Raw genomic sequence first — 26,147 nt, 5'->3', positions numbered from 1 at the left:
CTTCTTCCTTGCGTTGTTGTCGGATCCGGAAATCGGTCACCTCAGACACTGGCCGGACAGATCTTCACTGACCATGCCAATTGAGCGCATGGAAAGGTATCGACAGAAAAATCCCAATGCTTGAGCCCACCGCCAAAAAAGTATCCGGCCTGATACAAAAACCTTTTTGCCACGCAAAAAAAAACAGGCGACTCGAAAGTCGCCTGTTTCTCATAGGGCCGTACGCAAATCGATCAATCCGCCAGCCAGCCGTTCTCCCAGTAACGCAAGTTATCGCCACGCAACACGTAGTCGCGCAGCACCACCTCACGCAGTTCGTCACCCATGCGGTAGCTGGCGTCCGGATCGGCCAGGTGCATGCGGATCGCCTGCAGCCACTCATCGGTAGTGTTGGTCTTGACCCGGGTACACGGCAGATAACCGCGATAGGCTTCGGTGTCGGTGCAGACAACCGGGTAGCCGCAAGCGCCGTACTCCAACAGCCGCAGGTTACTCTTGCAGTCGTTGAAGATGTGGAACTCCAGCGGTGCCAGCGCGAGGTCGAGGTTCAGGCTCGCCAGTTTCGCCGGATATACCTCCAACGGAATCACGCCGTGGAACTCATGCATGTAGGGACGCAGGTCATCCGGGCACATGCCGAAGAACACCCAGTCGACTTCATTGGCCAGCTCACGCACGACATCGGCAATCACCGCCAGGTCACCGTGGTGGCTGGTGCCACCGCCCCAGCCGACCCGCGGTTTTTTCGAGGTGCGGCGCTGGCCGCGCAGGCCGGTCCACAAGTTGCGGGCGAGCATATTAGGGACGACGCGAATGTCGTGATGCATGCCCGACAAAGCGTTGGCCAGTGGCTGGGTCGATACCACCACCCGATCACACAGACCGATCGCGCGGCGCACCATCCGCTCCATTTCCTGCTTGTTGGGCATGTTGCGGATATGTGCATTGCGGTGCGGAACGTCGACCACATAATCATCCAGTTCATAGATGCGCCGGGCATGGCAGAACTTCTTCAGCGGCGGAATTTCATCGATGGCACCTTGCGAATAACGCCCTTGCAGAACAATCACGTCCGGGGACTGACGCTCGATATCAATGATCGATGGCAGGCCATAGCAAATCCGCCCTTCGGCGCGGTTGGCCGCTTCCAGTTCGATCAGTGGCTGGCTCATGCGGTAATGACCGATGGCCGAAGCATTGATTGGCACGGCCAGCACGTTCGGCAACTGCGCCCGGGAAAATGCACTCCAGCCGGTACGCAAGCCCGGCTCCAGGCTGAAACTCGTCGCGCCAACACCCTGTAACGTCAGATTGACGTTGAACGCCGGGTCACGGGCAATGCGCGGCAACCAGCGTTTGTAGAAAGTTTCCTGCTCCTGGAGCTGCAATTGCTCCTCTTCTACCGTCGCCAGAGCGCCGGGGCGTGCGCCCAGCGCCAACAAGGCATAAGGAGTCCACACGACCAGGTAACCTTCCTGACCGATCCGCAGGCACAGATCCACGACATTCAGCGTCTGTTTCAGCGCTTGCTCATCAAGCCCGGCGACAGACTCATAAACCACCTTTCGCACCATCAGACAGTCGCCACCCACGGCACTCAGGTCATGGGCCGCCTGCAGCCGGAACATGTAGCCATCCGATTGCAGTGACTGACCATAGAACGGCAAACCCACCGCGCCCTGCAAGCCAAGAATCAGACCGGCGTGCAACACACATCCATCGGGATTGAAGAGCTTGGCACCGACCACGCCGACTTCCGGACGCTGCGCATGGTTGAGCAGTTCGTCGAGCCAGTCAGCCTGGGTGATTACCGCAAACGAATTGAGCAGCAGCACATATTCGCCACACGCCTGACCTACCGCAAAGTTATGCAGCGCCGCCGCGTTGCCCTGCTGCGGATAGCTCAGGACACGAATCCGCTCGCCGGCCAAGTGCGCCATGCCATCAAGCCATGCCCGCGCTTCAGCGCTTTCACTGCCGTTGTCGACCAGCAACAGCTCGTATTCGGAGTAAGCGGTCTTTTCCAGCAGCGTTTCGACGCAGCGCTGCAGGGCAGCCGTCTGGTCCTTGGTCACAATAATGATCGACACCAGGGGACGCCGGGCGTGCTGATAGTCAATGCGGTTGAGCAGTGCGGAACTGCCGCGGCGAATGCCATGGGCCACCCCCAGACGCTTGAGGTGAGCCTCGAGTAGCCGCGGGTTCTGTTCGATGACCGCTGGGGCGGCGAGCCAGGCGGACAGATCGAATGGCGATTGCAGCAGCACTTCGGCGACATGCCCGACCACCTGCGTACCGTCGCTTTCGACCATGCGCCACAGCATGTCATGCGGGGCCAGTTCGGCGAACGTCGCCTCGAACCCGCCCAGCGCCAGAAAACGTTCGCGCTTGAACGCCAGCGCTCGTCCGACATAGGGATAGCTGCGCATCAGGTCGAGGTTGAAATCCGGTTTGAATGCTGGCTCTACCGATTCGCCGTTGCGCAGACTGCCTTCATCGCTGTACAGACACGTCAGCGCCGGGCGATGGGCGATGCGCTCGGCCATGATCAATAACGCCGGCACCACAAGACGATCGCCAGCCTGCAACAGGTAGAACCAGTCAGCCCCTTCCAGTTGCGGCAACAACGCGTTGAGCTGCTCCAGCCCGTCGTCCTGCAACGGCATGCGGAACACCCGTCCGTCGAGCTCCGCCTCGGAACAGGCAGCCGACAACACGAGGATCAGTTCCGGCAGATAATCCTGTGCGGCAAGCGCCTCCAGCGTGCGCTCGACGCCGTCGCGACTGCCATCGCGATCGATGACGATCGGGACGATGCGCGGCTGATGCGACCAGGCGGCCAGGGTCTCCGGAAGCAACTTGCGCTGTCCCTCGGTGAGCACTCGGCACTCCAGCCATTGCGCATAGAGATCGGCAAAACTCCAGCTGTCGATACCGACACACCACTCCTGGCGACTCTGCTTGGTACCGAGCGTGCGGCTCAGAGGCAGCTCCTCCCAGACTCGCGGCATTTCGTCCGCCTTGCTCAGCGGGATGTAGCGGACCCAGCCCGGCGCAGGCGCAGATTCGCCGCTGCGCGCATTGAGCATTTGCAGAATCCACTCGCGCTCGACTTCAACCGCATCTTTCATCGATTGTTGGGCGCTCAGGCGCTCCGGGTAAAGTCGCTCGGCACTGAGCACATTGTTGGACACCGCCACATTGCCGCGTCGCATCAGGCAGACAAACAGCGCGAAATCCAGGCTCGCGACAAAACAGTGGCCTTCCTGGGTCAACGCCGGCAGCAACTCGACAAGATCTTCACGACGGAACAGCGCATTGGTGAAGCCACCCAGCACATTCACTGGAAACTTTTCAAAGATGCCCAGCAGGTCGTCGCCCTTGAAAAGGCCACTGACCGGAGACAGCGAAGTGTTTTCCAGACGCGCCGGAAGAATGATGTCGTCGGCGTCCCAGAACAGACGTTGAGCCAGCACCAGGCGGACTTCCTCGCGCGCCATTTCCTGCGCTTGCTGTTCGATACAGGCGGCGTAGAGATGGTCGTCGTCGCACACAAACTTGATGAGTTGGCCCTGCGCCTGTTCCAGGCAGGCCTTGAGATTGCCGACCATGCCCAAGGTCCGCGGATTACGCACGTAACGCACGGCAACGCCTGTCTGCCCGGTCACAGACACTACGATGTCTTCGATCTCGCTGCCGCGACTGTCATCGCACACAATGATTTCGAGTTGGCCATACGTCTGGCTCACCGCACTGTTCAAGGTCCGCTCGAAGAAGCGCGGATTGAAGGCGGGAATGAGCAGACTGACGAGAGGAAGTGGATTCACGGCGGGCTCACAGGCGGTACGAGCCCGCTCGGTAAAGCGAGCCCATGAAACCGCGAAAAAACATTAACTGAGTGACGAGACAAACGAGCGCCTGCGCGCCCGTCCAACGTCAGATCTTGTTGAACAGACCCAATTGACTGATCTTGCTGAAGGCCAGTTGCGAGGCTTGCAGCATGGTCTGCTGCAAAGTCAGGCGGGTCATCACCTCGGCCGGATCCGAATCACGGATCGAACCCTGGGTCGTGGTGTTGGCCTGGATCAGGCTCTGGTTGGTGGTGTTCTGGTCATCCAGCGACTGACCCCGCGCACCGATCGAGGTCACCGCAGCGCCAATCTGGTTGGACGCGCTGTCGATGTTGCCCAACGCCGACTCCATGGCTCCCTGGAATTTTTGCTTGACCACCGGATCACCATCGACCGGCAGGTTCAGCGCCGTGACCATCTGGCTCAGGGTGTCGAGCACGTTCTGGGTCTGGTGGTTGTTGGACTGGATCGAGAACTGATCGCCCGCGCCCGGCGTACCACCAATGGCGAAGGTCACACCGGCGGCCGTGGCGTTGGTGCCGACCATGGTGCCCGACGATACTGGCTTGCTGTCAGCGGTCACGGGCGCCGCGTACAGATCGAAATCGGTGGCGCTGGTGAACTTCAACACCGCGCCACCACCCGACGGGAAGGCCGCGCTGTAGGCTGCCTGGTTGGTCATGCTGGAGCCGGTGATGACGGCGGTCGACGGGTTGCCCGGGCTGCGCGCCGTGGTGAACGAGTCAGGCGTGGCCGACAGCTGGAAGCTGTGACCGGCGATGACCGCGTCCGGGTTGGTGTCGCCGGCCTTGAGGTTGATGTTCAACTTCATATCGACGCCACGGAAGCTGACGGTCTGGTTGGCACCGTTGCTGTTGCTGATCAAGCCGTTCTGGCTGGCCTCGGACGTCACGTCGTTGCCCAGGGCATCAGTGATTTTCAACTGAGTGCTGCTGAGAAAGCTGACCGTGTACGGCTGGCCGCCGGTGAACTTGGCGTTGTAGGTCGCCGCGGTGCCGACCGTACCGTTGGACAGCACCACACGACCGTCATCCACCGCCGGAGCGGTCATGGTGGTCTGGGTGCGGCTGGTGTTGATGGTCTGCTGGAAGGCGTCCCAACCGGTGGTATTGGTCGCGACCGACATGCCGTCGCCAATGCCCAGGTTGATCTGGGTCTGGTCACCGTTGTAGGTGTAGGTGCCGTCGACATTTTGCGAGTACGGCGCGGTATCGGTCTTGGAACCGGAGAACAGATAGTTGCCGTTGGCATCCTTGGAGTTCATCAGGCCCAGCACTTGCTGCTGGATCTGGCCCAGCTCCGCCGCGTAAGCCTTGCGGTTATCGTCAGTGGCGATGCCATTGTTGGCCGCCAGGCCGATTTCCTTGGCGCGCTGCAAAGCCGTGGTAATGGAGTTCAACGTAGACTCCTGCACGGTCAGGGCGCTCTTGGTGGTATCGATGTTGCCCTGATACTGATCGAGCATCGCACTTTGCTGACCCAGCTTGAGCAGACGGCCAGCGCCAACCGGATCGTCGGCGGCGGTATTGATGCGCTGCAGGCTGCTCGCTTCGTTGGCGGTCGCGACAGTCTTGCTGTAGTTGCGCTGATATTGAGCAGCTTGCGTCGCGTAATACTGGGCGGTGGAAATGCGCATGAATTACGACTCCTTAAAGACTGTTGATCAGCGTGGCGAATGTTTCCTGCGCAGCTTTGATGATCTGCGAAGACGCTGTGTAGTACTGCTGATACTTGACCAGGTTGCCGGTCTCTTCATCGAGGTTGACCTGGGACAACGAGTCGCGCGCGCCCTTGGCCTGATCCAGGATCACCGAGGTGGCGTCGTTGTCGGACTTGCTCTGCGCGGCCTTGGTACCGACGTTGGTCACCAGTTTGTTGTAAGCGTCAGTCAGACTGATGCCTTTGCTGCCGGTGCCGGTGTCCACGGTCTGTTTGGTCTGCAGGCCAACCAGCGCCTGTGCGTTGCGGTTGTCCGAAGAGGCCGCGCCGGTCAGGTTGATCGTGAAGGTTTCGCCGGACTTCGGCGTCGCGCCCACGGTGGTCTGCACGGTGAAAGTCTTCTGCACGTTCGGCGTGACAGTGGTGTCCATCACCGGAGCACCGGTGGAATCAACCATGCCGACCTTGAGGTTCAAGGTGTTGGCCTGCCCCGGCACGATGGTGCCCGAACCGATGGTGTTGCCCTTGGCGTCGACCATGTTGTACGACTGGCTGCCGCTGGCGACCGCACCGAACACCAGTTTGACCGGCGTCGAATACTTGAGCGCATTCTGCAGCTCGGCCTGGGACGCCGGGTTATAGATGTCGACGGTATCGGTCAGCGTCGGCTGGGTGTAAGTGCCGGAATTGTTGGCACTGGCCACGCCAGTCAACGGTGCTGCCGCCGCGACTTTCTTCGGATCGGTCAGTACGGTCTGAATCGAGGTTGCCGCGTTACGGGTCGGGGTCACCTTGAAGGTATCGCCAGCGCTGAGGGCGCCACCGTTGAGGGCCAGGGTGAAGCCGTCGATCACAGGCGGTGGCGTGGTCGTGGTGCTGAACGCCCCCATGTCGGTGCCATCGGAACGCTTGACCGAATAGTTGGTGGCACTGGTGAAGGTCACCTGGTAATCGCTGGTGGTCAGCTTGCCGGTGTCCTTGATGGTGACATCGAGGTTGCCCGAACCGGCGCTATTGGTCGACTGCGCAATACTGCGCTGGCTGACCAGCGCGGCACTGTTGATGTTGTTGAAGATTGCCGCGCCGAAGTCACCGTTCTTGTCGATACCCTGGGCTTGCTGGCTGTTGACCTGATCGGCCACCACCAGTGCGACACGCCCCAACTCATTGAGCGAAGGGTCGAGCACTTCCTTGCGGTAGGTCAGCAGGCCACCGATTTCGCCACCGCTCATGGCCGACGTGATGTCGATCACGCTTGAGCCTCGGTCCAACTGAATGGCCATGCGCGTCGGATCGTCCTTGCTCGGCACGGTGCTCAGGGTGTTGGTGGTGTTGCCGATCACCAGCGGCTGGCCGGTACCGATATACACATCAAAACTGCTGCCACGTTCAACGACCTGCGCACCGGTCAGCTCGGAGAGCTGGCGCACCGCTTCGTTACGGCTGTCGAGCAGATCGTTCGGCTGGCCGCCGCTGGTGGAAATCTCGCCGATCTTCTGGTTGAGCGTGGCGATCGAGGTGGCCAGCTTGTTCACTTGGGACGTCATGTCGCCAAGGTTGCCGTTGATCGTCGTGTTCTGATCGTTCAGCTGTTTGGCCAGTGCATTGAAACGGCTGGTCAGGGCCTGCGCACCGGTCAACACCGACTGACGGGAGGTGTCGTCGGTCGCCGACGTCGCCACACCTTGCATCGAGGTGAAGAACTTCTGCAGCACACCGGTCAGGCCGGTGTTGGAATCGGACAGCGAGGCATCCAGCGCGGTCGCCTGGGTACCGTACGCAGCCGCTTCGCTATTGAGCGAGGTGGCGGTGTGCAGCTGGGTTTCGAGGTAGGAGTTGTAGACCCGGCGCACGTCAGCCAGAGTCGTCCCCGTACCGATGAAGACGTTGCCGAATTGCTGCGAGGACTTGGTGCCCTGCACGGTTTGCTGGCGTGAATAACCGGCGGTGTCGACGTTGGCAATGTTGTTACCTGTCGTCGCCAGAGAGGAAGAGCTCGCGGCCAACCCCGACATCCCGATATTGAGCAAACTCATGATTCAAACCTTACCGTATGTTTATAGAGGCGTCGTTGAAACGCCGGCCGCAGCGTAGTTTTCGAAACTGTTCATCTGCTTGGCAATCTGCGAAATCTTCGTCGCGTAGTGCGGGTCGGTTGCGTAACCGGCCTTTTGCAACTCGCGTACAAACTGTTCTGGGTTATCGGCCGACTTCACAACATCTTGATAGCGATTGTTGGTCTGCAGCAAAGTCACCAGATCGTGGAAACTGTCTTTGTACGAGGCGTAGGAACGGAACTGCGCCGTCTCCTTGACCATCTGCCCATTGCGGAATTCGCTGGTGATCGCCCGCGCCGAATCGCCGGTCCAGTTGCTGCTGGCCTTGATGCCGAACAGGTTGTGGCTGCAGCTGCCGTCCTGGGCGCGCATGACCGATTTGCCCCAGCCGGTTTCCAGCGCGGCTTGCGCCACCAGATAACGCGGATCGACGCCAATTCTGGCGGCGGCCTCTTTGGCCATCGGCAGCATGGTGTTGACGAATTCGTCGGCGGAGCTGAAGGCGCGCTTGGCCGGAGCCAGCGGAATCTGCGCCATCGCCCGACCGTAAATCTGCATCTGCCCGCCGGACGCTTTGGCGTCTTCGGCACGGGTCAGCCAGTCGCCGTTGTACAGCGGGCCGGCGCCGGTGGCGGTCGCGGTCGCGGTGCGTTGCGGCAAGGCATTGGCGGCAGTCGGTGTAGCGGAAGGCACCAGACCGGCGAGCAAACGATCGGCCAGTTTCGGCGGCAGTGCCAGACGACGCTTGTTGATCATTTCCATGTCGTTGGCGTGCGCCAACTGAGTGTTCGGCGCATGCAGCGAACGCGATGCCCACAACGGGCGCTCGCCATTGAGCCGCGACAGCGGGCCGGTGCCCGTGGTGCCAGCAGCAATCGGCGTCTGCACCGCAGCGGCTTTCGCGGCTTCCTGCTTGGCGGCGGACGCGGCCGCAGCCTCACCCGGCGCTAGCGGTTTGTTCCTCGACATCTGCTTCATCAGCACGTCGGCGAGGCCAATACCACCACCCTCGCGGGACAGCGACACCGCCAGTTGCTGGTCGTACATTTCCTGATACTGCTTGGCGGCCGGGGTGTTCATCGGGTTGTCTTTACCCAACGCCTCGGTGGCCGAACGCATCGACTTGAGCATTTCGCCAAGGAACAGCGATTCGAATTCCTGCGCCACCTTGCGCATGTTCGCATCGCTGTTCTTGTCGCCGACCTTGAGCTGGTTCAGACGATTGAGGTCGGAGTAGGAACCCGAATCGCCGGTGCCCACCAGACTGCCTTTGCGCATATCCATGGTCGCCGTCCTCAGATCACGATCAGGTCGGCTTGCAACGCGCCGGCCTGCTTCAGTGCTTCGAGAATCGCCATCAGGTCACCTGGTGCCGCGCCGACCTGGTTCACCGCCCGTACGATTTCGTCGAGAGTGGTACCCGGGCCGAACTTGAACATCGGTTTGGCTTCCTGCTGAGCATTGACCCGCGAACGCGGCACAACAGCGGTCTGCCCGTTGGACAGCGGACCCGGCTGACTGACGATCGGGTCTTCGGTGATGGTCACGGTCAGGCTGCCGTGGGTCACGGCGGCCGGCGAGACTTTCACGTTCTGGCCGATGACGATGGTGCCAGTGCGCGAGTTGATGATGACTTTCGCCACCGCCTGCCCCGGGTCAACTTCGAGGTTTTCCAGGATCGACAGATAGTCGACACGCTGGCTCGGATCGAGCGGCGCCGTCACACGGATCGAACCGCCGTCGATGGCTTGCGCCACGCCAGGGCCGAGCATGTCATTGATCTTGTCGACGATGCGCTTGGCCGTGGTGAAGTCGGAACGGTTGAGGTTCAGCGTCAGGCTGTTGCCCTGGTTGAAACCGCTCGGCACCGAACGCTCCACCGAAGCACCACCGGGGATCCGACCGGCCGAGGGAACGTTGACGGTGATCTTCGAACCGTCGCGCCCTTCGGCATCGAAACCACCCACCACCAGGTTGCCCTGGGCGATGGCGTAGACGTTGCCGTCGATCCCCTTGAGCGGGGTCAGCAACAGGGTGCCGCCGCGCAGGCTCTTGGAGTTACCGATCGAAGACACGGTGATGTCGACCTGCTGACCCGGTTTGGCGAACGCTGGCAGATCGGCACTGACCGACACCGCCGCGACGTTTTTCAACTGCACGTTGCCCGATCCAGGCGGCACCTTGATGCCGAACTGCGAGAGCATGTTGTTGAAGGTCTGCAGGGTGAACGGGGTTTGCGTCGTCTGGTCGCCGGTGCCGTTAAGCCCGACCACCAGGCCGTAACCGATCAACTGGTTGGAGCGCACGCCGGAAATACTGGCGATATCTTTCAGTCGCTCGGCGTGGGCACCAAAGGCTGCGGACAACAGGGCCGCAGCCAGCATGAGGCTCTTGAAATTCAAAGTCGCCACCTAGAAAGGGAACAGCGGGCTGAGGAAGAAACGGTCGAACCAGCCTGGCTGACTCGCATCGGCAAACGAACCGGTGCCCGAGTAGGTGATGCGCGCATCGGCGACACGGGTCGACGACACGGTGTTGTCGGTCGCGATGTCATCGGCGCGCACCAGACCGGCTATCCGCACCAGTTCGTCGCCGGTGTTGAGGGTCATCCACTTCTCGCCGCGCACAGCGATGATGCCGTTGGGCAGCACGTCGGCCACGGTCACGGTGATCGAACCGGTCAGGGTGTTGCCCTGCGCAGCCTTGCTGTCGCCCTTGGTCGCGCGGTCGCCGCTGTAGCCAACGTCCAGGCTCAGGTCGTTACCGCCCAACGGGTTGTTGGTGGTACCGCTGCCGCCGAACAGCGAGGTCAGGCCGATGCCGGTCTTGCTGTTCTTGGCCACTTGCGAGTTGGCGTTCTTGCTCGCCTGGGTCTTCTCGTTCAGGGTGATGGTGATGATGTCACCGACCCGGAACGCCTTGCGGTCGCTGTACAGGTTCTGCTCGAAGCCGGCCTGATAGATCGAGCCGTTATTGGCCGCAGCCGGTAATGGCGTGCGCGGCAACACCGGGGCGTAGTAAGGGTCATTGGGCTTGGGCGTCGGTGCGACGCAGCCCGCGAGCGAGACGACCCCACCCAATGCCAGAACAGATACGAAGCGTTTCATGACCCTACCTCACGGTGTTGCTGGCGGCCTCATGGCCGCCCCATAGACTTGATTACAGATTCTGCGTTACGAACGAGAGCATCTGGTCGGCGGTGGAGATCACCTTGGAGTTCATCTCGTAGGCGCGTTGAGTGGTGATCATGTTGACCATCTCTTCAACGGTGCTGACGTTGGAACCTTCCAGGGTGTTCTGCAGCGTGGTACCGAAACCGTTCAGGCCCGGGGTGCCGATTTGCGGCGCGCCCGAAGCAGCGGTCTCCAGGAACAGGTTGTTGCCCACCGCTTGCAGACCGGCCGGGTTGATGAAGTCAGCGGTTTGCAGGTTGCCGATCACCTGAGCGGCAGGGTTGCCTGGCACAGTGATCGACACGGTGCCGTCGGTGCCGACGGTGAAGCTCTGCGCGTTGTTCGGGATGACGATGGCCGGCTCCAGGGCGAAACCGCTGGCGTTGACGATCTGGCCATTGGAGTCGAGATGGAAAGTACCGTCACGGGTATAGGACGTGGTGCCGTCCGGCTGCAGGATCTGGAAGAAACCGCGGCCGTCGATGGCCATGTCCAGCGGCTGCTCGGTGGTTTGCAGGCTGCCGGCGGTGAAGTTTTTCTGGGTGCCGACGATGCGCACACCGGTACCCAGTTGCAGACCCGACGGCAGTTCGCTGTCCTGGGTCGACTGGGCACCTGGCTGACGCTTGATCTGATACAGCAGGTCCTGGAACTCGGCACGATCACGTTTGAAACCCGTGGTCGAAACGTTCGCCAGGTTGTTGGAAATGGTGGTCAGGTTGGTGTCCTGGGCGGACAGACCGGTTTTGGCAACCCATAGAGCCGGAAGCATTCGATTCTCCTCGTGCGCCTGTTTTACGGCGCGACGTTCTGATAATTAGCTGATCTGCAAGACCCGAGCCATGGCCTGGTCGTCGTCTTTGGCGGTGTTCATCATCTTGACGTGCAACTCGAACTGCTTGGCCAGGGCCAGCACCGAGGTCATTTCTTCCACGGCGTTGACGTTGCTCGACTCAAGGAAACCCGACACCAGCTTGACGTTGGCATCGGCCGGCGCAGGCTGGCCGTCCTTGGTGTAGATCGAACCGTCGAGGCCCTTGTTCATGTTCTTGATGTCCGGGTTGACCAGTTTGATCCGGTCGACTTCCGCCATGACGCGCGGGCCTTCACCCATCGCACGAATACTGATGGTGCCGTCTTCACCGACTTCGACCTGCTGCTCTGGCGGCACGGCAATCGGCCCGCCGTTGCCCATCACGGCCATGCCGTTGCCGGCACGCAGTACGCCGAGGGCGTCGATGTTGAGGCTGCCGGTGCGCACGTAGCTTTCACCGCCATTAGGGTTTTGCACGGCAATAAAACCGTTGCCGGTCACCGCGACGTCGAGGTCACGGCCGGTCTGCACCAGCGAGCCAGGCGAGAAGTCAGTGGCAGGCCGTTCGCTCATGGCAAACGCACGCGCCGGAAAGCTGTCACCGAACACCGGCATCGAACGCGCCTGCTCCAGGTCGCGTTGAAAACCATTGGTGGAGATGTTCGCCAGGTTGTTGGCATGCGCCTTTTGCGCCAGTGCGTTCTGACTGGCGCCGGTCATTGCCACATAAAGGTACTTGTCCACACTCTTTCCTCTGCATGCCGGACGTTTGCCGCCCACCGCTGTACTGCTGAGCCATAAGCAATTTGCAGACCAACTTTTTTCTGGCGGCTTGCGGCCCGGTAAACAAAGGACTTGAGGGCAAGCGAGGGGAAATTTGAAATGTATCGAAGTCGAAAAACCGGCGGTGTTATGCCGCTTCGCGGCAATCCCGGCTAATGATCGTTCCCACGCTCTGCGTGGGAATGCCTCAATGGACGCTCTGCGTCCGCTTTGGGACGCGGAGCGCCCCGGGCTGCATTCCCACGCAGAGCGTGGGAACGATCACGCATTGTTACTCGGCAGGGTCTTTGCCGACTTCATACTCGCGCAGCTTGTTGGCAATCGTGGTATGCGAAACCCCCAACCGCTTGCCCAATTGCCGACTACTCGGATGCTCGGAATACAGCCGCTCCAGCACGGCTTTCTCAAAGCGCCCGACAATTTCATCCAGCCCACCTTCCAGCGAGAAATCGCCAAGCGGCTGACGCACGCCGTAATCCGGCAAGCGAATATGCTCGGCCTTGACCGTGCCGCCGTCGCACAGGGAAACCGCCTGAAACAGCACGTTCTCCAACTGCCGCACGTTGCCCGGCCAGTGATAGTGGCTGAGGCGATCCATCGCCGCCGGCGCCAGTTTTGGCAGTGAGCAGCCAATCTGCCGACTGGCCTGATCGAGAAAGTGCTCGACCAGCGGCGTCAATCCATCGAGGCATTCGCGCAGCGGCGGAATGTGCAACGAAAGCACATTTAAACGGTGATACAGGTCCTGGCGAAACTCACCGCGCGCGCACAGTTCGGACAAGTCGACCTGGGTCGCGCAGATCACCCGCACATCCAGATAAACCTCTTCATCACTGCCGACCCGGCGGAAGCAGCCATCCTGCAAAAAGCGCAGCAGCTTCACTTGAAGGCGTGGGCTCATCTCGCCGACACCGTCAAGAAACAGCGTGCCGCCCGCGGTCAATTCCAGCAGTCCTAGTTTGCCCTCGGCGCGTGCACCTTCGAAGGCTCCCGGGCCATAGCCGAACAACTCGGTCTCGGCCATCGACTCCGGCAGCCCCGCGCAGTTGAGCGCCATCAACGGCGACTGCCCGCGCGGGCTGGCGAGGTGGCAGGCACGCGCCAGCAATTCTTTGCCGGTGCCGGTTTCGCCTTCTATCAATAGCGGTGCATCCAGCGGCGCCATGCGTCGTGCTTCGCGCACCACCGCCGCCATGACTTTGGAACTCTGGAAGATGCTGTCGAAACCACGCAGCTCCTGCTTGCGCACGTTATAGATGCGTTCGCCGACGCGGTCGGCGCGGTGCAAGGTCAGTACCGCACCGGCCATGGCTTCGCTGTCGTCATGCTCCGATTGCAGCGGCGCGATGTCGGCGAGAAAGATGTCGCCCCTGACCTTGACGCGCATGCCGTTGATCCGCGATTTGTTGGCGCGCACCAGTTCCGGCAGGTCGAAATCCTCGGCATACCGTGACAACGGAATCCCCGGCACCTCGTCCACGCGCACCCCGAGCAACTGCGCCGCCGCACGGTTGGCGGCAACGATCGAGCCGCCCATGTCGATCGACAGTACCGGGAACTCCAGTGCGCCGAGCAACGCGTTCAATTCCATGTGCCGGCGCTCGCTGGGCATCAACCCGACGCGCTTGACGCCAAACACCCCGGCAATCGCCTCGAACTTCGGCCGCAGCGCCTGGAACTGAATGTTGATCAGGTTCGGGCAGTGCAGGTAGATCGCGTTGCCGTGCTCGCCACCGACCTCGCCGCGCGCGACGTTGATCCCGTACTCCACCAGCAGGTTGAGGATGTCGCGCAGGATGCCGATGCGGTTCTGGCAGTGGACTTTGATACGCATAGGAACGCCCCGTGAAGACAGTAATACCTGTAGGAGTGAGCCTGCTCGCGATAGCGGTGGGTCAATTGATATTAATACTGACTGATACACCGCTATCGCGAGCAGGCTCACTCCTACAAGGGAACGGCGCCAGATGTTTCTGTCGAGGCGCGCAGATAGTTGTCAAGATTATGTGACAGTCACAGCGATTTTCAAACCTGCCAGTCACCGTAAATGCGAGATACCAGCCAAAGCGTAACGAATAGTTTACGAAATCCACCGATTTTTCCTACGCGTGCGCGTCGCCACCTACTGCACACCACCCCACTCTCAGGTAATTCTGAGTCCATCGCTGGACATAACAAGAACGAATTCCCCTAGCAGGAGAGCAGTATGAAGCAGACGCAATACGTGGCCCGCGAGCCCGATGCGCAAGGTTTTATCGACTACCCCGCCGAAGAACACGCGGTGTGGAACACGCTGATCACCCGCCAGTTGAAAGTGATCGAGGGTCGCGCGTGCCAGGAATACCTGGACGGTATCGAAAAACTCGGTCTGCCCCACGACCGCATTCCGCAACTGGGCGAGATCAACAAGGTGCTCGGCGAAACCACCGGCTGGCAGGTTGCTCGTGTCCCGGCGCTGATCCCCTTCCAGACCTTCTTCGAATTGCTCGCCAGCAAACAGTTTCCGGTGGCCACGTTCATTCGTACCCGCGAAGAGCTGGACTACCTGCAAGAGCCGGACATTTTCCACGAGATCTTCGGCCACTGCCCGCTGCTGACCAACCCCTGGTTCGCCGAATTCACCCACACCTACGGCAAGCTCGGCCTGCAGGCCACCAAGGAAGAACGCGTGTATCTGGCGCGTCTGTACTGGATGACCATCGAGTTCGGTCTGGTCGACACCCCGCAAGGCCAACGCATCTATGGCGGCGGCATTCTGTCCTCGCCAAAAGAAACCGTTTACTCACTGTCGGACGAACCCGAGCATCAGGCCTTCGATCCGCTGGAAGCCATGCGCACTCCGTACCGCATCGACATCCTGCAGCCGCTGTACTTTGTCCTGCCGAACCTCAAGCGCCTGTTCGACCTGGCCCACGAAGACATCATGGGTATGGTCAAGCAAGGCATGCAGCTGGGGTTGCACGCTCCGAAGTTTCCGCCAAAACCGAAAGCCGCGTGATCCGCGACTTTTGCTGACAATTGAGTCTGTCAGTCGCCGCCACTTTGGTTTAGCGTGACGGCACTGACGGCCCAAACGCTTTAATAAAAAAAACACACTCGATTTCAGGAATCACACCATGTCCACTTTGAACCAAGCCCACTGCGAAGCCTGCCGTGCCGATGCGCCACAAGTCAGCGACGAAGAACTGCCGATCCTGATCAAGCAGATCCCTGACTGGAACATCGAAGTACGCGACAGCATCATGCAGCTGGAGAAAGTCTTCCTGTTCAAGAACTTCAAACACGCGCTGGCCTTCACCAATGCGGTCGGCGAGATCTCCGAGGCCGAAGGTCACCACCCGGGCCTGCTGACCGAGTGGGGCAAAGTCACCGTGACCTGGTGGAGCCACTCGATCAAGGGCCTGCACCGCAACGACTTCATCATGGCCGCGCGCACTGACGAAGTGGCCAAGACCGCAGAAGGACGCAAGTAATGCACTTCGACGCCATCGGCCGGGTACCCGGCGACCCGATCCTCGGTTTGATGGAGGCCTATGCGCAGGACAGCAACCCGCGCAAGTTCGACCTCGGCGTTGGCGTCTACAAGGATGCCCAAGGCCTGACGCCGATCCCCGAAGCGGTGAAAATCGCCGAGGCGCGACTAGTCGAAAGCCAGGACACCAAGACCTACATCGGTGGTCACGGTAATCCGTTGTTCGGCAAGGTCATCAACGAGTTGGTGCTCGGCACCGACTCGAAACTGATCGCCGAACAACGTGCTGGCGCTACCCAGACCCCGGGCGGTACCGGTGCTCTGCGTCTGGCCGCTGACTTCATTGCCCAATGCCTGCCGGGCAAGGGCGTGTGGCTGAGCAACCCGACCTGGCCGATTCACGAAACCATCTTCGCGGCGGCCGGGGTCAAGGTCAGTCACTACCCGTACGTGGGCAGCGACAACCGCCTCGACGTCGATGCGATGCTCGCCGTACTCAACGAAGTACCGAAAGGCGATGTGGTGCTGCTGCATGCGTGCTGCCACAACCCGACCGGTTTCGACCTGAGCCACGACGACTGGCAGCGCGTGCTGGACGTGGTGCGCAGCCGCAATCTGCTGCCGCTGATCGACTTTGCCTACCAGGGCTTTGGCGACGGGCTGGAGCAGGATGCGTGGTCGACCCGACTGTTCGCCGCCGAATTGCCGGAAGTGCTGATCACCAGCTCCTGCTCGAAGAACTTCGGCCTGTATCGCGACCGTACTGGCGCGCTGATCGTCTGCGCAAAAACCGCTGACAAGCTCATCGACATCCGCAGCCAACTGGCCAACATCGCCCGCAACCTGTGGTCGACGCCACCGGATCACGGCGCGGCAGTAGTCGCCACCATCCTCGCCGATCCGGAGCTGAAAAGCCGCTGGGCCGACGAAGTGGAAGCCATGCGCTTGCGTATTGCCCAGTTGCGCAGCGGTCTGGTCGAAGCGCTGGAGCCGCATGGCTTGCGTGAGCGCTTTGCGCACATTGGCGTGCAACGCGGGATGTTTTCCTACACCGGCCTGTCGCCGGAGCAGGTCAAACAACTGCGCGAGCATCACAGCGTGTACATGGTCAGCTCGGGCCGGGCCAACGTCGCCGGTATAGATGCAACGCGCCTCGCATTGCTGGCCGAAGCCATCGCCAGCGTCTGCAAATAATCCCTCCCATTGCTCGTTCCCACGCTCCGCGTGGGAATGCAGCCCGGGACGCTCTGCGTCCCAACAGCGGACGCAGAGCGTCCATTGAGGCGTTCCCACGCAGAGCGAGGGAACGATCAATCACCACAGTTTTGCGCTCCCCTGCGGCCATCTGTCGCATTAATTTCAATTAAAAGTCTGATTGTCATTTTTCCTGCTGTATCCTGCGCAGGCTTTCAAGAAGCGCGGATCTACCAGATCTATCAACAGACTTAGCGAGGAGCGCAACCATGCACGAGATTCCTAATCTCCCCTTCCCAAGCCTGCACGTACCTGAGCAGACGACCACGCAACAAGCCGGCGCGGGGCAACCCGAGCCGAAAGAAGCCGTTGAGAGCCGCAAGGCCGACAGCGAAGAGTAAAACCCGCCGTACAGACCGTGTGGAAAGCGCTAAGATGCGCTTTCCACACTGCCTGAAACCGAGCCCGCCATGACCGACGAATTCTCTGAAAGCCAAGCCGCCGTCCTGATCGGCGCGACCGAGAAAATGATCGAGATCTGGAACCGTCTCTCCCCGGAAAAACAGGCCGCCCTGCTCGCCCGTTTCGGCAGCGAAGAAAACGCCCTCGCCGCCCTCGTCACCACACAACTGGTCGCCCCGGCCAAGCCATGAATCGGCCTTGCGGCAAATAGTTTTACTTTTCCCCGCCCCTGACACGTTCGCGCCGGTATCATAAGCAGCCTATCTAATCCTGCTTTCCCGTGGATCGTTCCCATGTCGTCCTCTATGTCAGAGCCGCAGCGCCCCCTTGCGGTCACGCTGCAAGTCGTGTCCATCGTCCTCTTCACCTTCATCGGCTACCTGAACATCGGCATACCGCTCGCTGTGCTGCCAGGCTATGTCCACAGTGATCTGGGCTTCGGCGCGGTGATTGCGGGGCTGGTGATCAGCGTGCAATACCTCGCTACCCTGCTCAGCCGTCCGTACGCCGGCAAGATCATCGACAATCAGGGCAGCAAACGCGCGGTGATGATCGGTCTGGCCGGTTGTGGCTTGAGCGGTGTGTTCATGCTGATCTCGGCGTGGACACCGAACCTGCCGATGCTCAGCCTGATCAGCCTGTTGATCGGTCGACTGGTATTGGGCAGCGCGGAAAGCCTGGTCGGCTCCGGATCGATCGGCTGGGGCATCGGCCGGGTCGGCGCGGCTAACACCGCCAAAGTGATCTCGTGGAACGGCATCGCCAGTTACGGCGCGCTGGCGGTCGGCGCACCGTTCGGGGTGTGGCTGGTCGGCCAGTTGGGCCTGTGGAGCATGGGCGTCAGCATCATCCTGCTGGCGGCGCTGGGCTTGCTGCTGGCGTGGCCGAAAACCGCCGCGCCGATTGTCGCCGGCGAGCGCCTGCCGTTCATGCATGTGTTGGGGCGGGTGTTCCCGCACGGCTGCGGGCTGGCGCTGGGCTCGATCGGTTTCGGCACCATCGCCACCTTCATCACCCTGTATTACGCCACCCAGCACTGGGACAACGCGGTGCTGTGCCTGAGCCTGTTCGGCGCCAGCTTCATCGGCGCGCGACTGCTGTTCGGCAACCTGATCAACCGTCTCGGCGGCTTTCGCGTGGCGATTGCCTGCCTGTCGGTGGAGACCCTGGGCCTGTTGCTGTTGTGGCTGGCACCGGACGCGCATTGGGCGCTGGCGGGTGCGGCGTTGAGCGGTTTCGGTTTCTCGCTGGTGTTCCCGGCGCTGGGCGTGGAAGCGGTGAACCTGGTGCCGGCCTCCAGCCGTGGCGCAGCGGTCGGCGCTTATTCACTGTTCATCGATTTGTCACTGGGGATCACCGGGCCATTGGCCGGGGCGATTGCGGCGGGGTTTGGTTTTGCCTCGATCTTCCTGTTCGCCGCCCTCGCCGCGCTGAGCGGTCTGATCCTGAGTGTGTATTTGTACCGAATTGCGCCAAAACATCATTAATCGCGCACGATTGGCCATTCAGACGATTGCGAATGGCCAATATACAACTCAAGTTTTTATACTTTAACCATGCCAACGAACGATAGCGAAGCTGTCGGGATCCCTGTCTCGACTGGAAACAAAGACAATCTTTCGATCTTTCTGAATCACCAGATCATGAATGATCTCCTCCTTGGGAAATAACACCTTCCCGTCATCAGCAAATCCCAAATCCCAGCCCATGTCCTGTTCAATGCTGGCAATAAATGCCTGGCTGTCCGGCCCCCCACGTAAATGAGCATAACCCGCCACTACAACGGTTGACGCCGCGTCATAAAGGGCCGCCTTCACCACATAAATATCATTGAATGCCAAACTAATATCGGCCCCCCATCCCTGCGGGCCAAAATGAGCATCCTCCTCACCATTCAACCCACGACGTTGAAGCTGGAGATACAGATACTGCGGAACCCCATTATCCGAAGTACCCACGATATAAAACTGAGAACGATCGTCCCGTTTCAAAATGACGTTTTTTAACCGAAGGGGCTCCATCAAAATAACCTTTTATCGATAAATCAGGATCAAGATTACCTTGGGCATCATATCTGCCAACAAACCAGCTCTTCTCACGAAGACCCTCAGAAGCCGCGACAAGATAGTTATCACCTTATCGAAGCAAACTCTCTCCTCTGACTACAATACTCGAACCTCGACGAACTATTTCCCATCCTCCCTCACCGAACTCCTCGTTCAACATTCCGTCGCTTTTTACTTTGACCACAAACGCACCGTCGGAATAAACCCTGTTTTCAATCGTGGTCAGAAGCAACACGCCGCCGTCGTCCAATAACTCCATAGACCCATGGTAGTCGCGGCCTTTATCAGTCAGAAGTTGCTCCACCTTCTGGTCATCCGAACTGACAGGAGCCGCCTCTTTTACCTTTGGGATCCACAACATGACGCCTTTGCGGCCAAACCCTTCATCGAGCTTCCCACTCAAGTCAAATCGAGCCAATCCGGTAGCACTGTTAAAGCCGTTTTTTCGAACAAAGAACCCCACGACATACTTATGATGAGCCCTATCAAATTTTACGCTGTATGGCTGCGCCAGCCCCCAACCCGGGAAGAACTCCGACAGTTTGAAAACAGCAGCACCGCCATCACCGAAACTTTCATCAATCCCCCCACGCTCATCAAGCATCGACAAGTAGGTTTGTTGCAGGTCTTCTTGGGTTGCGCCGCAAAGAATCCTGTGCGGATCAGCAAGAACCGTTACGACCCGTGCTTGCAGACGCCGACCTGATCCATATAGATGCACCTGACTGCGCACACCAAAAGAATTATCGGGCGTGCCACGCTGGTTAATTGAGCTTGTCATCTGCTTTGCTCGATTAGGAAACCAGAACTCAGTGAACCGCTTAAAGCAATCCTACACACCTGTCAGATATGACAGTCATCTAGACCGATGAGCTATAAGAAATTAGAAATTACAGCTACAGGTTTTCTCGCTCGCTCGTGTACTTCAATTCCGGAGCTGTTCATCTGAGCGGGGAGTGTGCAATGTATAACCCCCCCTTCCTGATGAAATGGAATAATTCCAAGACGCCAGATTCTAAAAGTCCACCTTGCCGCGCCCGGCCTTTATGCTGCCGCGCTTGGTTTTCGACTCAAGCCGACGCTTCTTTGAGCCGAGGGTCGGTTTGGTCGGGCGACGCTTCTTTTCGACTTTGGTGGCGCTGAGAATCAGCTCGACCAGACGCTCCAGCGCATCCGCACGGTTGGCTTCCTGCGTGCGATATTGCTGGGCCTTGATGATCAACACGCCATCGCTGGTGATGCGACTGTCGCGCAACGCCAGCAGCCGCTCCTTGTAGAACTCGGGCAAGGACGAGGCCGGAATGTCGAAGCGCAGGTGCACGGCGCTGGACACCTTGTTGACGTTCTGCCCACCGGCGCCTTGCGCGCGGATGGCGGTCAATTCGATCTCGGCATCCGGCAGATGCACGTTGTTGGAAATCACCAGCATGGAAAAGCGTCCGTAATCAGAGGGTGCAGGATACCGCGAAACTGTCCGAACCTCCGATCCCCCCTGTAGGAGTGAGCCTGCTCGCGATAGCGGTAAGTCAGATAAATATTCGTCGACTGATACACCGCTATCGCGAGCAGGCTCACTCCTACAAGGGATTGTGTAAACCCCAGAAACGACAAACCCGGCACACAGGCCGGGTTTGTCGTTTTTGCGTCAGCGCTTACTTCGAAGCACTGGCCGCGTGGAGCGCCTGCTGCGCCCCACGCTTGTTCTTGATCACGTAGCAGACCCACATGAACACGACCCACACCGGAATCGCGTACACCGAGATCTGGATGCCCGGGATCAACAGCATCACGCAGAGGATGAACGCCACGAACGCCAGGCAGACGTAGTTGCCGTACGGATACCACAGGGCCTTGAACAGCGGCGTCTGCTTCGTCTTGTTCATGTGCTGGCGGAACTTGAAGTGCGAGAAACTGATCATCGCCCAGTTGATCACCAGCGTCGCAACCACCAGCGACATCAGCAGTTCCAGCGCGTGTTGCGGAATCAGGTAGTTGAGCAGCACCGCCACCAGCGTGACTGCTGCGGAGGCGAGGATCGAACGCACCGGCACACCGCGTTTGTCGATTTTCGCCAGACCTTTCGGCGCATCGCCCTGCTCGGCCATGCCCAGCAGCATGCGGCTGTTGCAGTAGGTGCCGCTGTTGTACACCGACAGTGCTGCGGTCAGAACTACAAAGTTGAGGATGTGCGCGGCGGTGTTGCTGCCCAGCATCGAGAACACCTGCACGAACGGGCTGCCGCTGTACGAGTCACCGGATGCATTGAGGGTGGCCAGCAAGCTGTCCCACGGGGTCAGCGACAGCAGGATCACCAGCGCGCCGATGTAAAAAATCAGGATCCGGTAGATCACCTGATTGATCGCTTTCGGGATCACGGTCTTCGGCTTGTCGGCTTCAGCTGCGGTGAAACCGAGCATTTCCAGACCGCCGAAAGAGAACATGATGATCGCCATGGCCATCACCAGACCATTGACGCCGTTGGGGAAGAACCCACCGTGCGACCACAGGTTGCTCACCGAGGCTTGCGGGCCGCCGTTGCCGCTGACCAGCAGGTAGCTGCCCAGGGCGATCATGCCGACGATGGCCACGACCTTGATGATCGCGAACCAGAACTCGGCTTCACCGAAGACTTTGACGTTGGCCAGGTTGATCGCGTTGATCAGTACGAAGAAGGCCGCTGCAGACACCCAGGTCGGAATGTCCGGCGCCCAATAGTGAATGTACTTGCCGACCGCAGTCAGTTCCGACATGCCCACCAGAATGTACAGAATCCAGCAGTTCCAGCCCGACAGGAAGCCGGCAAAGCCGCCCCAGTACTTGTGCGCAAAATGGCTGAAGGAGCCGGCCACCGGCTCTTCGACGATCATCTCACCGAGCTGGCGCATGATCATGAAGGCGATGAAGCCGCAGATGGCGTAGCCGAGGATCATCGACGGGCCGGCGGATTTCAGGACCCCGGCAGAGCCCAGGAACAATCCGGTACCGATCGCGCCACCGAGGGCGATCAATTGAATATGGCGATTTTTCAGGCCGCGTTTCAGCTCGCCTGATTGCGAGTTTTGTCCACTCATGAAAAAGGTCCCACGCAAGGTTTGATGATGTTCAGTAGACGTTGCTGCAAGGTTGCGATTTCAGACAACCCCGATCAAACCCCAGCGCAAGCACCAGGAATTCAGCGTTTTTACAACGGTCATGCGTCACCTGTTTGTTTTTATCTGTGACGAAATCGAACCCGACACGCTTGTGACGCGGCGGAGTGAACAAGGCGGATAGCCTTGAGGTTTGCGCGATTACGCAGGGAGTCACAGTAAAACGCGGCGCATTGTACACCGCTAACCCCCTGCTGCCAGACCCCGCTGGATCAGCGTGGCGCTTGCCGGGATTGCGTGGGTCCGCCTCGAGATAATCGGGCGGCTGCAAAAATTGAGTCAGGCCTTTGCAGGCCATCGACGGGGACGAGCGAAAAACCGCCCCACGGAGAGAAGTGAAGATCCATCACGGCGTTCATTGCGCCTCCTTCTTGTTATGCACCTGCACGACAGGCATGAGGCGCATCTCACCCTTCAAACGTTGCTGAAACAAGCGCGCCAGAGCCTTGCGCAGTGCCCGGCTGATCGGGCTTCGGCAGCTTTTCCTTACAGCACCGAAAGCGGTGCTCATCCACTGGGTTTTAACGTGCTTTTCGTAAATATTTCTTTACGATCCGTAACGCAAATTTTCCATTTCAGAAAAATCCGTAGGACGTCTGCAAATTGACGGTAGCTAGCTTGCTAATCAAAGTGACCACTTAGTTTTTTGTTTTCAAATAAGAAAACGCTCGGTAAAAAACAGAATAAAAAGTCTATTTAAATTTTAAATAAATAATTTTTTGCATTACAAAACACCCTGAACTAGGTTCTTCACGTCTTGCCGGCCACCTCGACCGGCCAGTCACAACCGTGAAAGTCATCTAGGAGATCGACCATGCAAGCACTGGAAAAAGACTTGGATACCGAACTGCAACTGGACGAATGGTTTGAAGCACCGACCCATGAGGCCGCCGTGGAAATGATGCAAGCCGACGCGGTGGTTCCGTTCGGCACGGCGATGTGGCCTCTGTAAGACATCCCGGGCGGGCACGATCCGGCCGGTCGTGCCTGCCGCTTTCTTCACGTTCAGTCAGGGAGGACACATGGATAAGCCACGCGCGATCTCGCATTTCCTTTACTACCTCGAACATCACCCGGCCCTTGTCGGCCTTGAGTCGGCGAAGGTATTGCTCGGCCACACGGCTGATTACGAAGCGCTGACCGGGGCCATCGCCGAACAGGCCGGCGATCATCCGCGTTTCACCTTCAGCGCCCGACGGCTGGATCTGGAAAGCACCGCAACGCTGACCTCGGCGATTACCGACAGCGATCTGTACATTTTCTTCTACGACTCTTCCACCCTGCCCAACCCGCGCCCCGACGGCCCGGAATTTGTCCGCGCGCTGCAAGGCGTGATGGCGGAAAACTGGAAGAAGTCGCTGCTGTTCAAGGATTACGGCGACTATTTCTACGACACCTTCAGCGTCACCCCGCAACGTATCGCGGGACTCAACAGCCACTTGATCCAGCGCATGTCTCAGGCAACGACACTGAGTTTCAAGGACGACCACGGCTCATGGTTCGAAACGCCGCTGAGCAGCATCAAGAAGTGGACCGACATCAACGGCGTCGGCAACTTCGACCTGGCCCCCGGCGAAATCGCCACCCACAGCGAAGCCATCAACGGTCATGTGAAATTCAAGGGCACGTTTCTCAGCACCATCCCGTTTGCGCGCAAGTACGGCGTGCTCGAGTCGCCGCTGGAACTGTGGATCGAGAACTCGACCATCAGCCGCATCGCCACTGACGTGCCGGGGCTGGAGCACGATTTCAACAAGTATCTGGACGCCAATCCGTCGAATCGACGGATTGAAGAGTTGGGGATCGGCACCAACGAAGGCGTGAAGGATTTGTATGCGCGCAATGCCGGATTTGAGGAGCGCCATTGTGGTTTGCATCTTGGGCTTGGCGGTGGGGCCAAGGGCAGCCATCACCTGGACCTGATTTTCTCCGGTGGGGTGTTGGCACTGGATGACAAACCTGTATTTGATGGCCGCTTCGTCTTTTAAGGCTGGCACCTGATCGTTCCCACGCTCCGCGTGGGAATGCAGCCTGGGACGCTCCGCGTCCCTCTAGAGCCGAACGCGGAGCGTCCGTTGAGGCATTCCCACGCAGAGCGAGGGAACGATCGGTGTGCGCCAGACGAAAAAAAACGCCAACCCTGCGGTTGGCGTTTTTTCATTTGGCGCTAAACCCGATCACTCAGGCTTCTTGCGGCCAAACCCCGGACGCTGGCCGGAACCGGCCGGTGCGCCGCGGCGCTTGCCCGACGGCTTGTCACCGTCGACCAGTTTGATCCCAGGACGCTTCGGCGCAGGCTTGGCCGGACGCTTGTTGGTAGTGTCCGCAGGACGATCCGCCACTGGCGTGCCGCGACCGGCAGGGGCACCACGTTCGCCACGCTCAGTGCGGCCGTTAGCCGGACGCGGAGCGCGCTCGCCGTCACGGGCAACTGGCTTGCGACCTGGGCGCTCGCCTTCGATCTGCGGCTCACGGCTCGGGCGTGGGCCAGTCGGCGCGCCAGCAGCCGGACGCAGCGTGCGCACGCGCTCGGTCTTGGCCATCGGCCGCGACGATTTGCGCTGCATACGCTCAAGCTTGTCTTTGCTCTTGGCGTTCAGTTGCGGCATCGCCACTGGGGTCAGGCCGACTTCAGCACTGAGAATGTCGACTTCGTACTGGCTCATTTCGCGCCAGCGGCCCATCGGCAGGTCGGAGTTGAGGAACACCGGACCGAAACGCACGCGCTTCAGACGGCTGACCACCAGACCTTGCGATTCCCACAGACGACGAACCTCACGGTTACGCCCTTCCATCACCACGCAGTGATACCAGTGGTTGAAGCCTTCGCCGCCCGGTGCCTGCTTGATGTCAGTGAACTTGGCCGGGCCGTCTTCCAGCACGACGCCGGCCTTCAGGCGCTCGATCATTTCATCGTCGACTTCACCGCGTACACGCACGGCGTACTCACGGTCCATCTCGTAAGACGGGTGCATCAGGCGGTTGGCCAGTTCACCGTCGGTGGTGAACATCAGCAGACCGGTGGTGTTGATGTCGAGACGACCGATGTTGATCCAGCGGCCTTCTTTCGGACGCGGCAGCTTGTCGAACACGGTCGGACGGCCTTCCGGGTCGTCACGGGTGCAGATCTCGCCATCGGGCTTGTTGTACATGATCACGCGGCGGACCGACTCGGCAGCCTCTTCGCGCTTGATCACCTTGCCATCGATGGTGATGGCGTCATGCATGTCGACGCGCAGACCGAGGGTGGCGTCTTTGCCATTGACCTTGATCCGGCCCTGGCTGATCCAGGACTCCACGTCACGGCGCGAGCCGACGCCGATACGGGCGAGGACTTTCTGCAGTTTTTCGCCTGCTGGGCCGATTTCCTGGTCGTCTTTCTGATTGATGTCACTCATCTGGGCACCTCCCGGTGTGGTCTGTTCAGGCGGCGCCTGAAGCTTTGA

22 protein-coding genes are annotated in these 26,147 nt (G+C 59.8%); 8 read left to right on the top strand and 14 right to left on the bottom strand.

What is annotated here, in order from left to right; translation table 11 throughout:
• Nucleotides 1–233: 233 nt before the first annotated feature.
• From QMK55_RS21255 to QMK55_RS21215, 9 genes are all read right to left on the bottom strand, one after another.
• A complete protein-coding gene (locus QMK55_RS21255) occupies nucleotides 234–3,827 on the bottom strand; it encodes a glycosyltransferase (protein ID WP_102355278.1) in 3,594 nt (1,197 codons plus the stop codon).
• Nucleotides 3,828–3,936: 109 nt separating this feature from the next.
• A complete protein-coding gene (locus QMK55_RS21250) occupies nucleotides 3,937–5,508 on the bottom strand; it encodes a flagellar hook-associated protein 3 (protein WP_102355279.1) in 1,572 nt (523 codons plus the stop codon).
• Between the two features lie 13 nt (nucleotides 5,509–5,521).
• Nucleotides 5,522–7,567 (bottom strand): flagellar hook-associated protein FlgK, encoded by a 2,046-nt coding sequence (gene flgK / locus QMK55_RS21245; protein WP_320329910.1) that lies wholly within the window; start codon nucleotides 7,565–7,567, stop codon nucleotides 5,522–5,524.
• Between the two features lie 21 nt (nucleotides 7,568–7,588).
• The gene (flgJ, locus tag QMK55_RS21240) at nucleotides 7,589–8,872 is read right to left on the bottom strand and encodes a flagellar assembly peptidoglycan hydrolase FlgJ (protein ID WP_320329909.1); all 1,284 of its coding nucleotides are present in this window, start codon (nucleotides 8,870–8,872) and stop codon (nucleotides 7,589–7,591) included.
• A gap of 11 nt (nucleotides 8,873–8,883) precedes the next feature.
• Nucleotides 8,884–9,972: a flagellar basal body P-ring protein FlgI gene (locus tag QMK55_RS21235; protein ID WP_161794916.1), complete on the bottom strand. Its 1,089-nt coding sequence runs from the start codon at nucleotides 9,970–9,972 to the stop codon at nucleotides 8,884–8,886.
• 27 nt (nucleotides 9,973–9,999) lie between these two features.
• Nucleotides 10,000–10,695: a flagellar basal body L-ring protein FlgH gene (flgH, locus tag QMK55_RS21230; RefSeq protein WP_007965503.1), complete on the bottom strand. Its 696-nt coding sequence runs from the start codon at nucleotides 10,693–10,695 to the stop codon at nucleotides 10,000–10,002.
• Nucleotides 10,696–10,747: 52 nt separating this feature from the next.
• The gene (gene flgG, locus QMK55_RS21225) at nucleotides 10,748–11,533 is read right to left on the bottom strand and encodes a flagellar basal-body rod protein FlgG (RefSeq protein WP_003222804.1); all 786 of its coding nucleotides are present in this window, start codon (nucleotides 11,531–11,533) and stop codon (nucleotides 10,748–10,750) included.
• A 45-nt stretch (nucleotides 11,534–11,578) separates the two neighbouring features.
• Nucleotides 11,579–12,319: a flagellar basal body rod protein FlgF gene (locus QMK55_RS21220; protein WP_102355282.1), complete on the bottom strand. Its 741-nt coding sequence runs from the start codon at nucleotides 12,317–12,319 to the stop codon at nucleotides 11,579–11,581.
• Nucleotides 12,320–12,629: 310 nt separating this feature from the next.
• Nucleotides 12,630–14,192, bottom strand: a complete 1,563-nt coding sequence (locus tag QMK55_RS21215) for a sigma-54-dependent transcriptional regulator (protein ID WP_102355283.1) — start codon at nucleotides 14,190–14,192, stop codon at nucleotides 12,630–12,632.
• A 372-nt stretch (nucleotides 14,193–14,564) separates the two neighbouring features.
• Here QMK55_RS21215 and phhA point away from each other — a divergent pair, with 372 nt between their 5' ends.
• The 6 genes from phhA (at nucleotide 14,565) to QMK55_RS21185 (ending at nucleotide 18,973) form a co-directional block, all read left to right on the top strand.
• Nucleotides 14,565–15,356 carry a phenylalanine 4-monooxygenase gene (gene phhA, locus QMK55_RS21210; protein WP_047292472.1) on the top strand — a complete coding sequence of 264 codons (792 nt, stop codon included), beginning with the start codon at nucleotides 14,565–14,567 and terminating at the stop codon, nucleotides 15,354–15,356.
• A 118-nt stretch (nucleotides 15,357–15,474) separates the two neighbouring features.
• Nucleotides 15,475–15,831: a 4a-hydroxytetrahydrobiopterin dehydratase gene (locus QMK55_RS21205; RefSeq protein ID WP_003222798.1), complete on the top strand. Its 357-nt coding sequence runs from the start codon at nucleotides 15,475–15,477 to the stop codon at nucleotides 15,829–15,831.
• Nucleotides 15,831–17,024 (top strand): amino acid aminotransferase, encoded by a 1,194-nt coding sequence (locus QMK55_RS21200; RefSeq protein WP_102355284.1) that lies wholly within the window; start codon nucleotides 15,831–15,833, stop codon nucleotides 17,022–17,024. The genes QMK55_RS21205 and QMK55_RS21200 overlap by 1 nt, the downstream gene beginning before the upstream one ends.
• 269 nt (nucleotides 17,025–17,293) lie before the next feature.
• Complete coding sequence (locus QMK55_RS21195; protein ID WP_256588107.1) at nucleotides 17,294–17,425, top strand: hypothetical protein; 132 nt, start codon at nucleotides 17,294–17,296, stop codon at nucleotides 17,423–17,425.
• A gap of 69 nt (nucleotides 17,426–17,494) precedes the next feature.
• Nucleotides 17,495–17,677 carry a hypothetical protein gene (locus tag QMK55_RS21190; RefSeq protein WP_003222790.1) on the top strand — a complete coding sequence of 61 codons (183 nt, stop codon included), beginning with the start codon at nucleotides 17,495–17,497 and terminating at the stop codon, nucleotides 17,675–17,677.
• 102 nt (nucleotides 17,678–17,779) lie between these two features.
• On the top strand, nucleotides 17,780–18,973 hold the full coding sequence (locus QMK55_RS21185) for an MFS transporter (RefSeq protein WP_102355285.1): 1,194 nt from the start codon (nucleotides 17,780–17,782) through the stop codon (nucleotides 18,971–18,973).
• A gap of 63 nt (nucleotides 18,974–19,036) precedes the next feature.
• Here the strand turns inward: QMK55_RS21185 and QMK55_RS21180 are convergent, their stop codons facing one another.
• From QMK55_RS21180 to QMK55_RS21165, 4 genes are all read right to left on the bottom strand, one after another.
• Complete coding sequence (locus tag QMK55_RS21180) at nucleotides 19,037–19,507, bottom strand: hypothetical protein (protein ID WP_320329908.1); 471 nt, start codon at nucleotides 19,505–19,507, stop codon at nucleotides 19,037–19,039.
• A 115-nt stretch (nucleotides 19,508–19,622) separates the two neighbouring features.
• Nucleotides 19,623–20,333, bottom strand: a complete 711-nt coding sequence (locus QMK55_RS21175; RefSeq protein ID WP_320329907.1) for a hypothetical protein — start codon at nucleotides 20,331–20,333, stop codon at nucleotides 19,623–19,625.
• A gap of 234 nt (nucleotides 20,334–20,567) precedes the next feature.
• The gene (gene arfB, locus QMK55_RS21170; protein ID WP_095050152.1) at nucleotides 20,568–20,981 is read right to left on the bottom strand and encodes an alternative ribosome rescue aminoacyl-tRNA hydrolase ArfB; all 414 of its coding nucleotides are present in this window, start codon (nucleotides 20,979–20,981) and stop codon (nucleotides 20,568–20,570) included.
• Nucleotides 20,982–21,204: 223 nt separating this feature from the next.
• A complete protein-coding gene (locus QMK55_RS21165; RefSeq protein WP_102355287.1) occupies nucleotides 21,205–22,623 on the bottom strand; it encodes an amino acid permease in 1,419 nt (472 codons plus the stop codon).
• Nucleotides 22,624–23,515: 892 nt separating this feature from the next.
• On the opposite strand from QMK55_RS21165, the gene QMK55_RS21160 reads away from it, so the two are divergent.
• Both QMK55_RS21160 and QMK55_RS21155 read left to right on the top strand, forming a co-directional pair.
• On the top strand, nucleotides 23,516–23,653 hold the full coding sequence (locus tag QMK55_RS21160; protein WP_003222780.1) for a hypothetical protein: 138 nt from the start codon (nucleotides 23,516–23,518) through the stop codon (nucleotides 23,651–23,653).
• A gap of 70 nt (nucleotides 23,654–23,723) precedes the next feature.
• On the top strand, nucleotides 23,724–24,689 hold the full coding sequence (locus QMK55_RS21155; RefSeq protein WP_102355288.1) for a leucyl aminopeptidase: 966 nt from the start codon (nucleotides 23,724–23,726) through the stop codon (nucleotides 24,687–24,689).
• A gap of 189 nt (nucleotides 24,690–24,878) precedes the next feature.
• Here QMK55_RS21155 and rluB read toward each other — a convergent pair whose 3' ends face one another.
• On the bottom strand, nucleotides 24,879–26,099 hold the full coding sequence (rluB, locus tag QMK55_RS21150) for a 23S rRNA pseudouridine(2605) synthase RluB (protein WP_320329906.1): 1,221 nt from the start codon (nucleotides 26,097–26,099) through the stop codon (nucleotides 24,879–24,881).
• Nucleotides 26,100–26,147 lie beyond the last annotated feature (48 nt).

It is taken from the genome of Pseudomonas sp. P8_229 (assembly GCF_034008635.1).
Classification (GTDB): Bacteria; Pseudomonadota; Gammaproteobacteria; order Pseudomonadales; family Pseudomonadaceae; genus Aquipseudomonas.
This window is presented reverse-complemented; position numbering and strand designations above follow the sequence as displayed.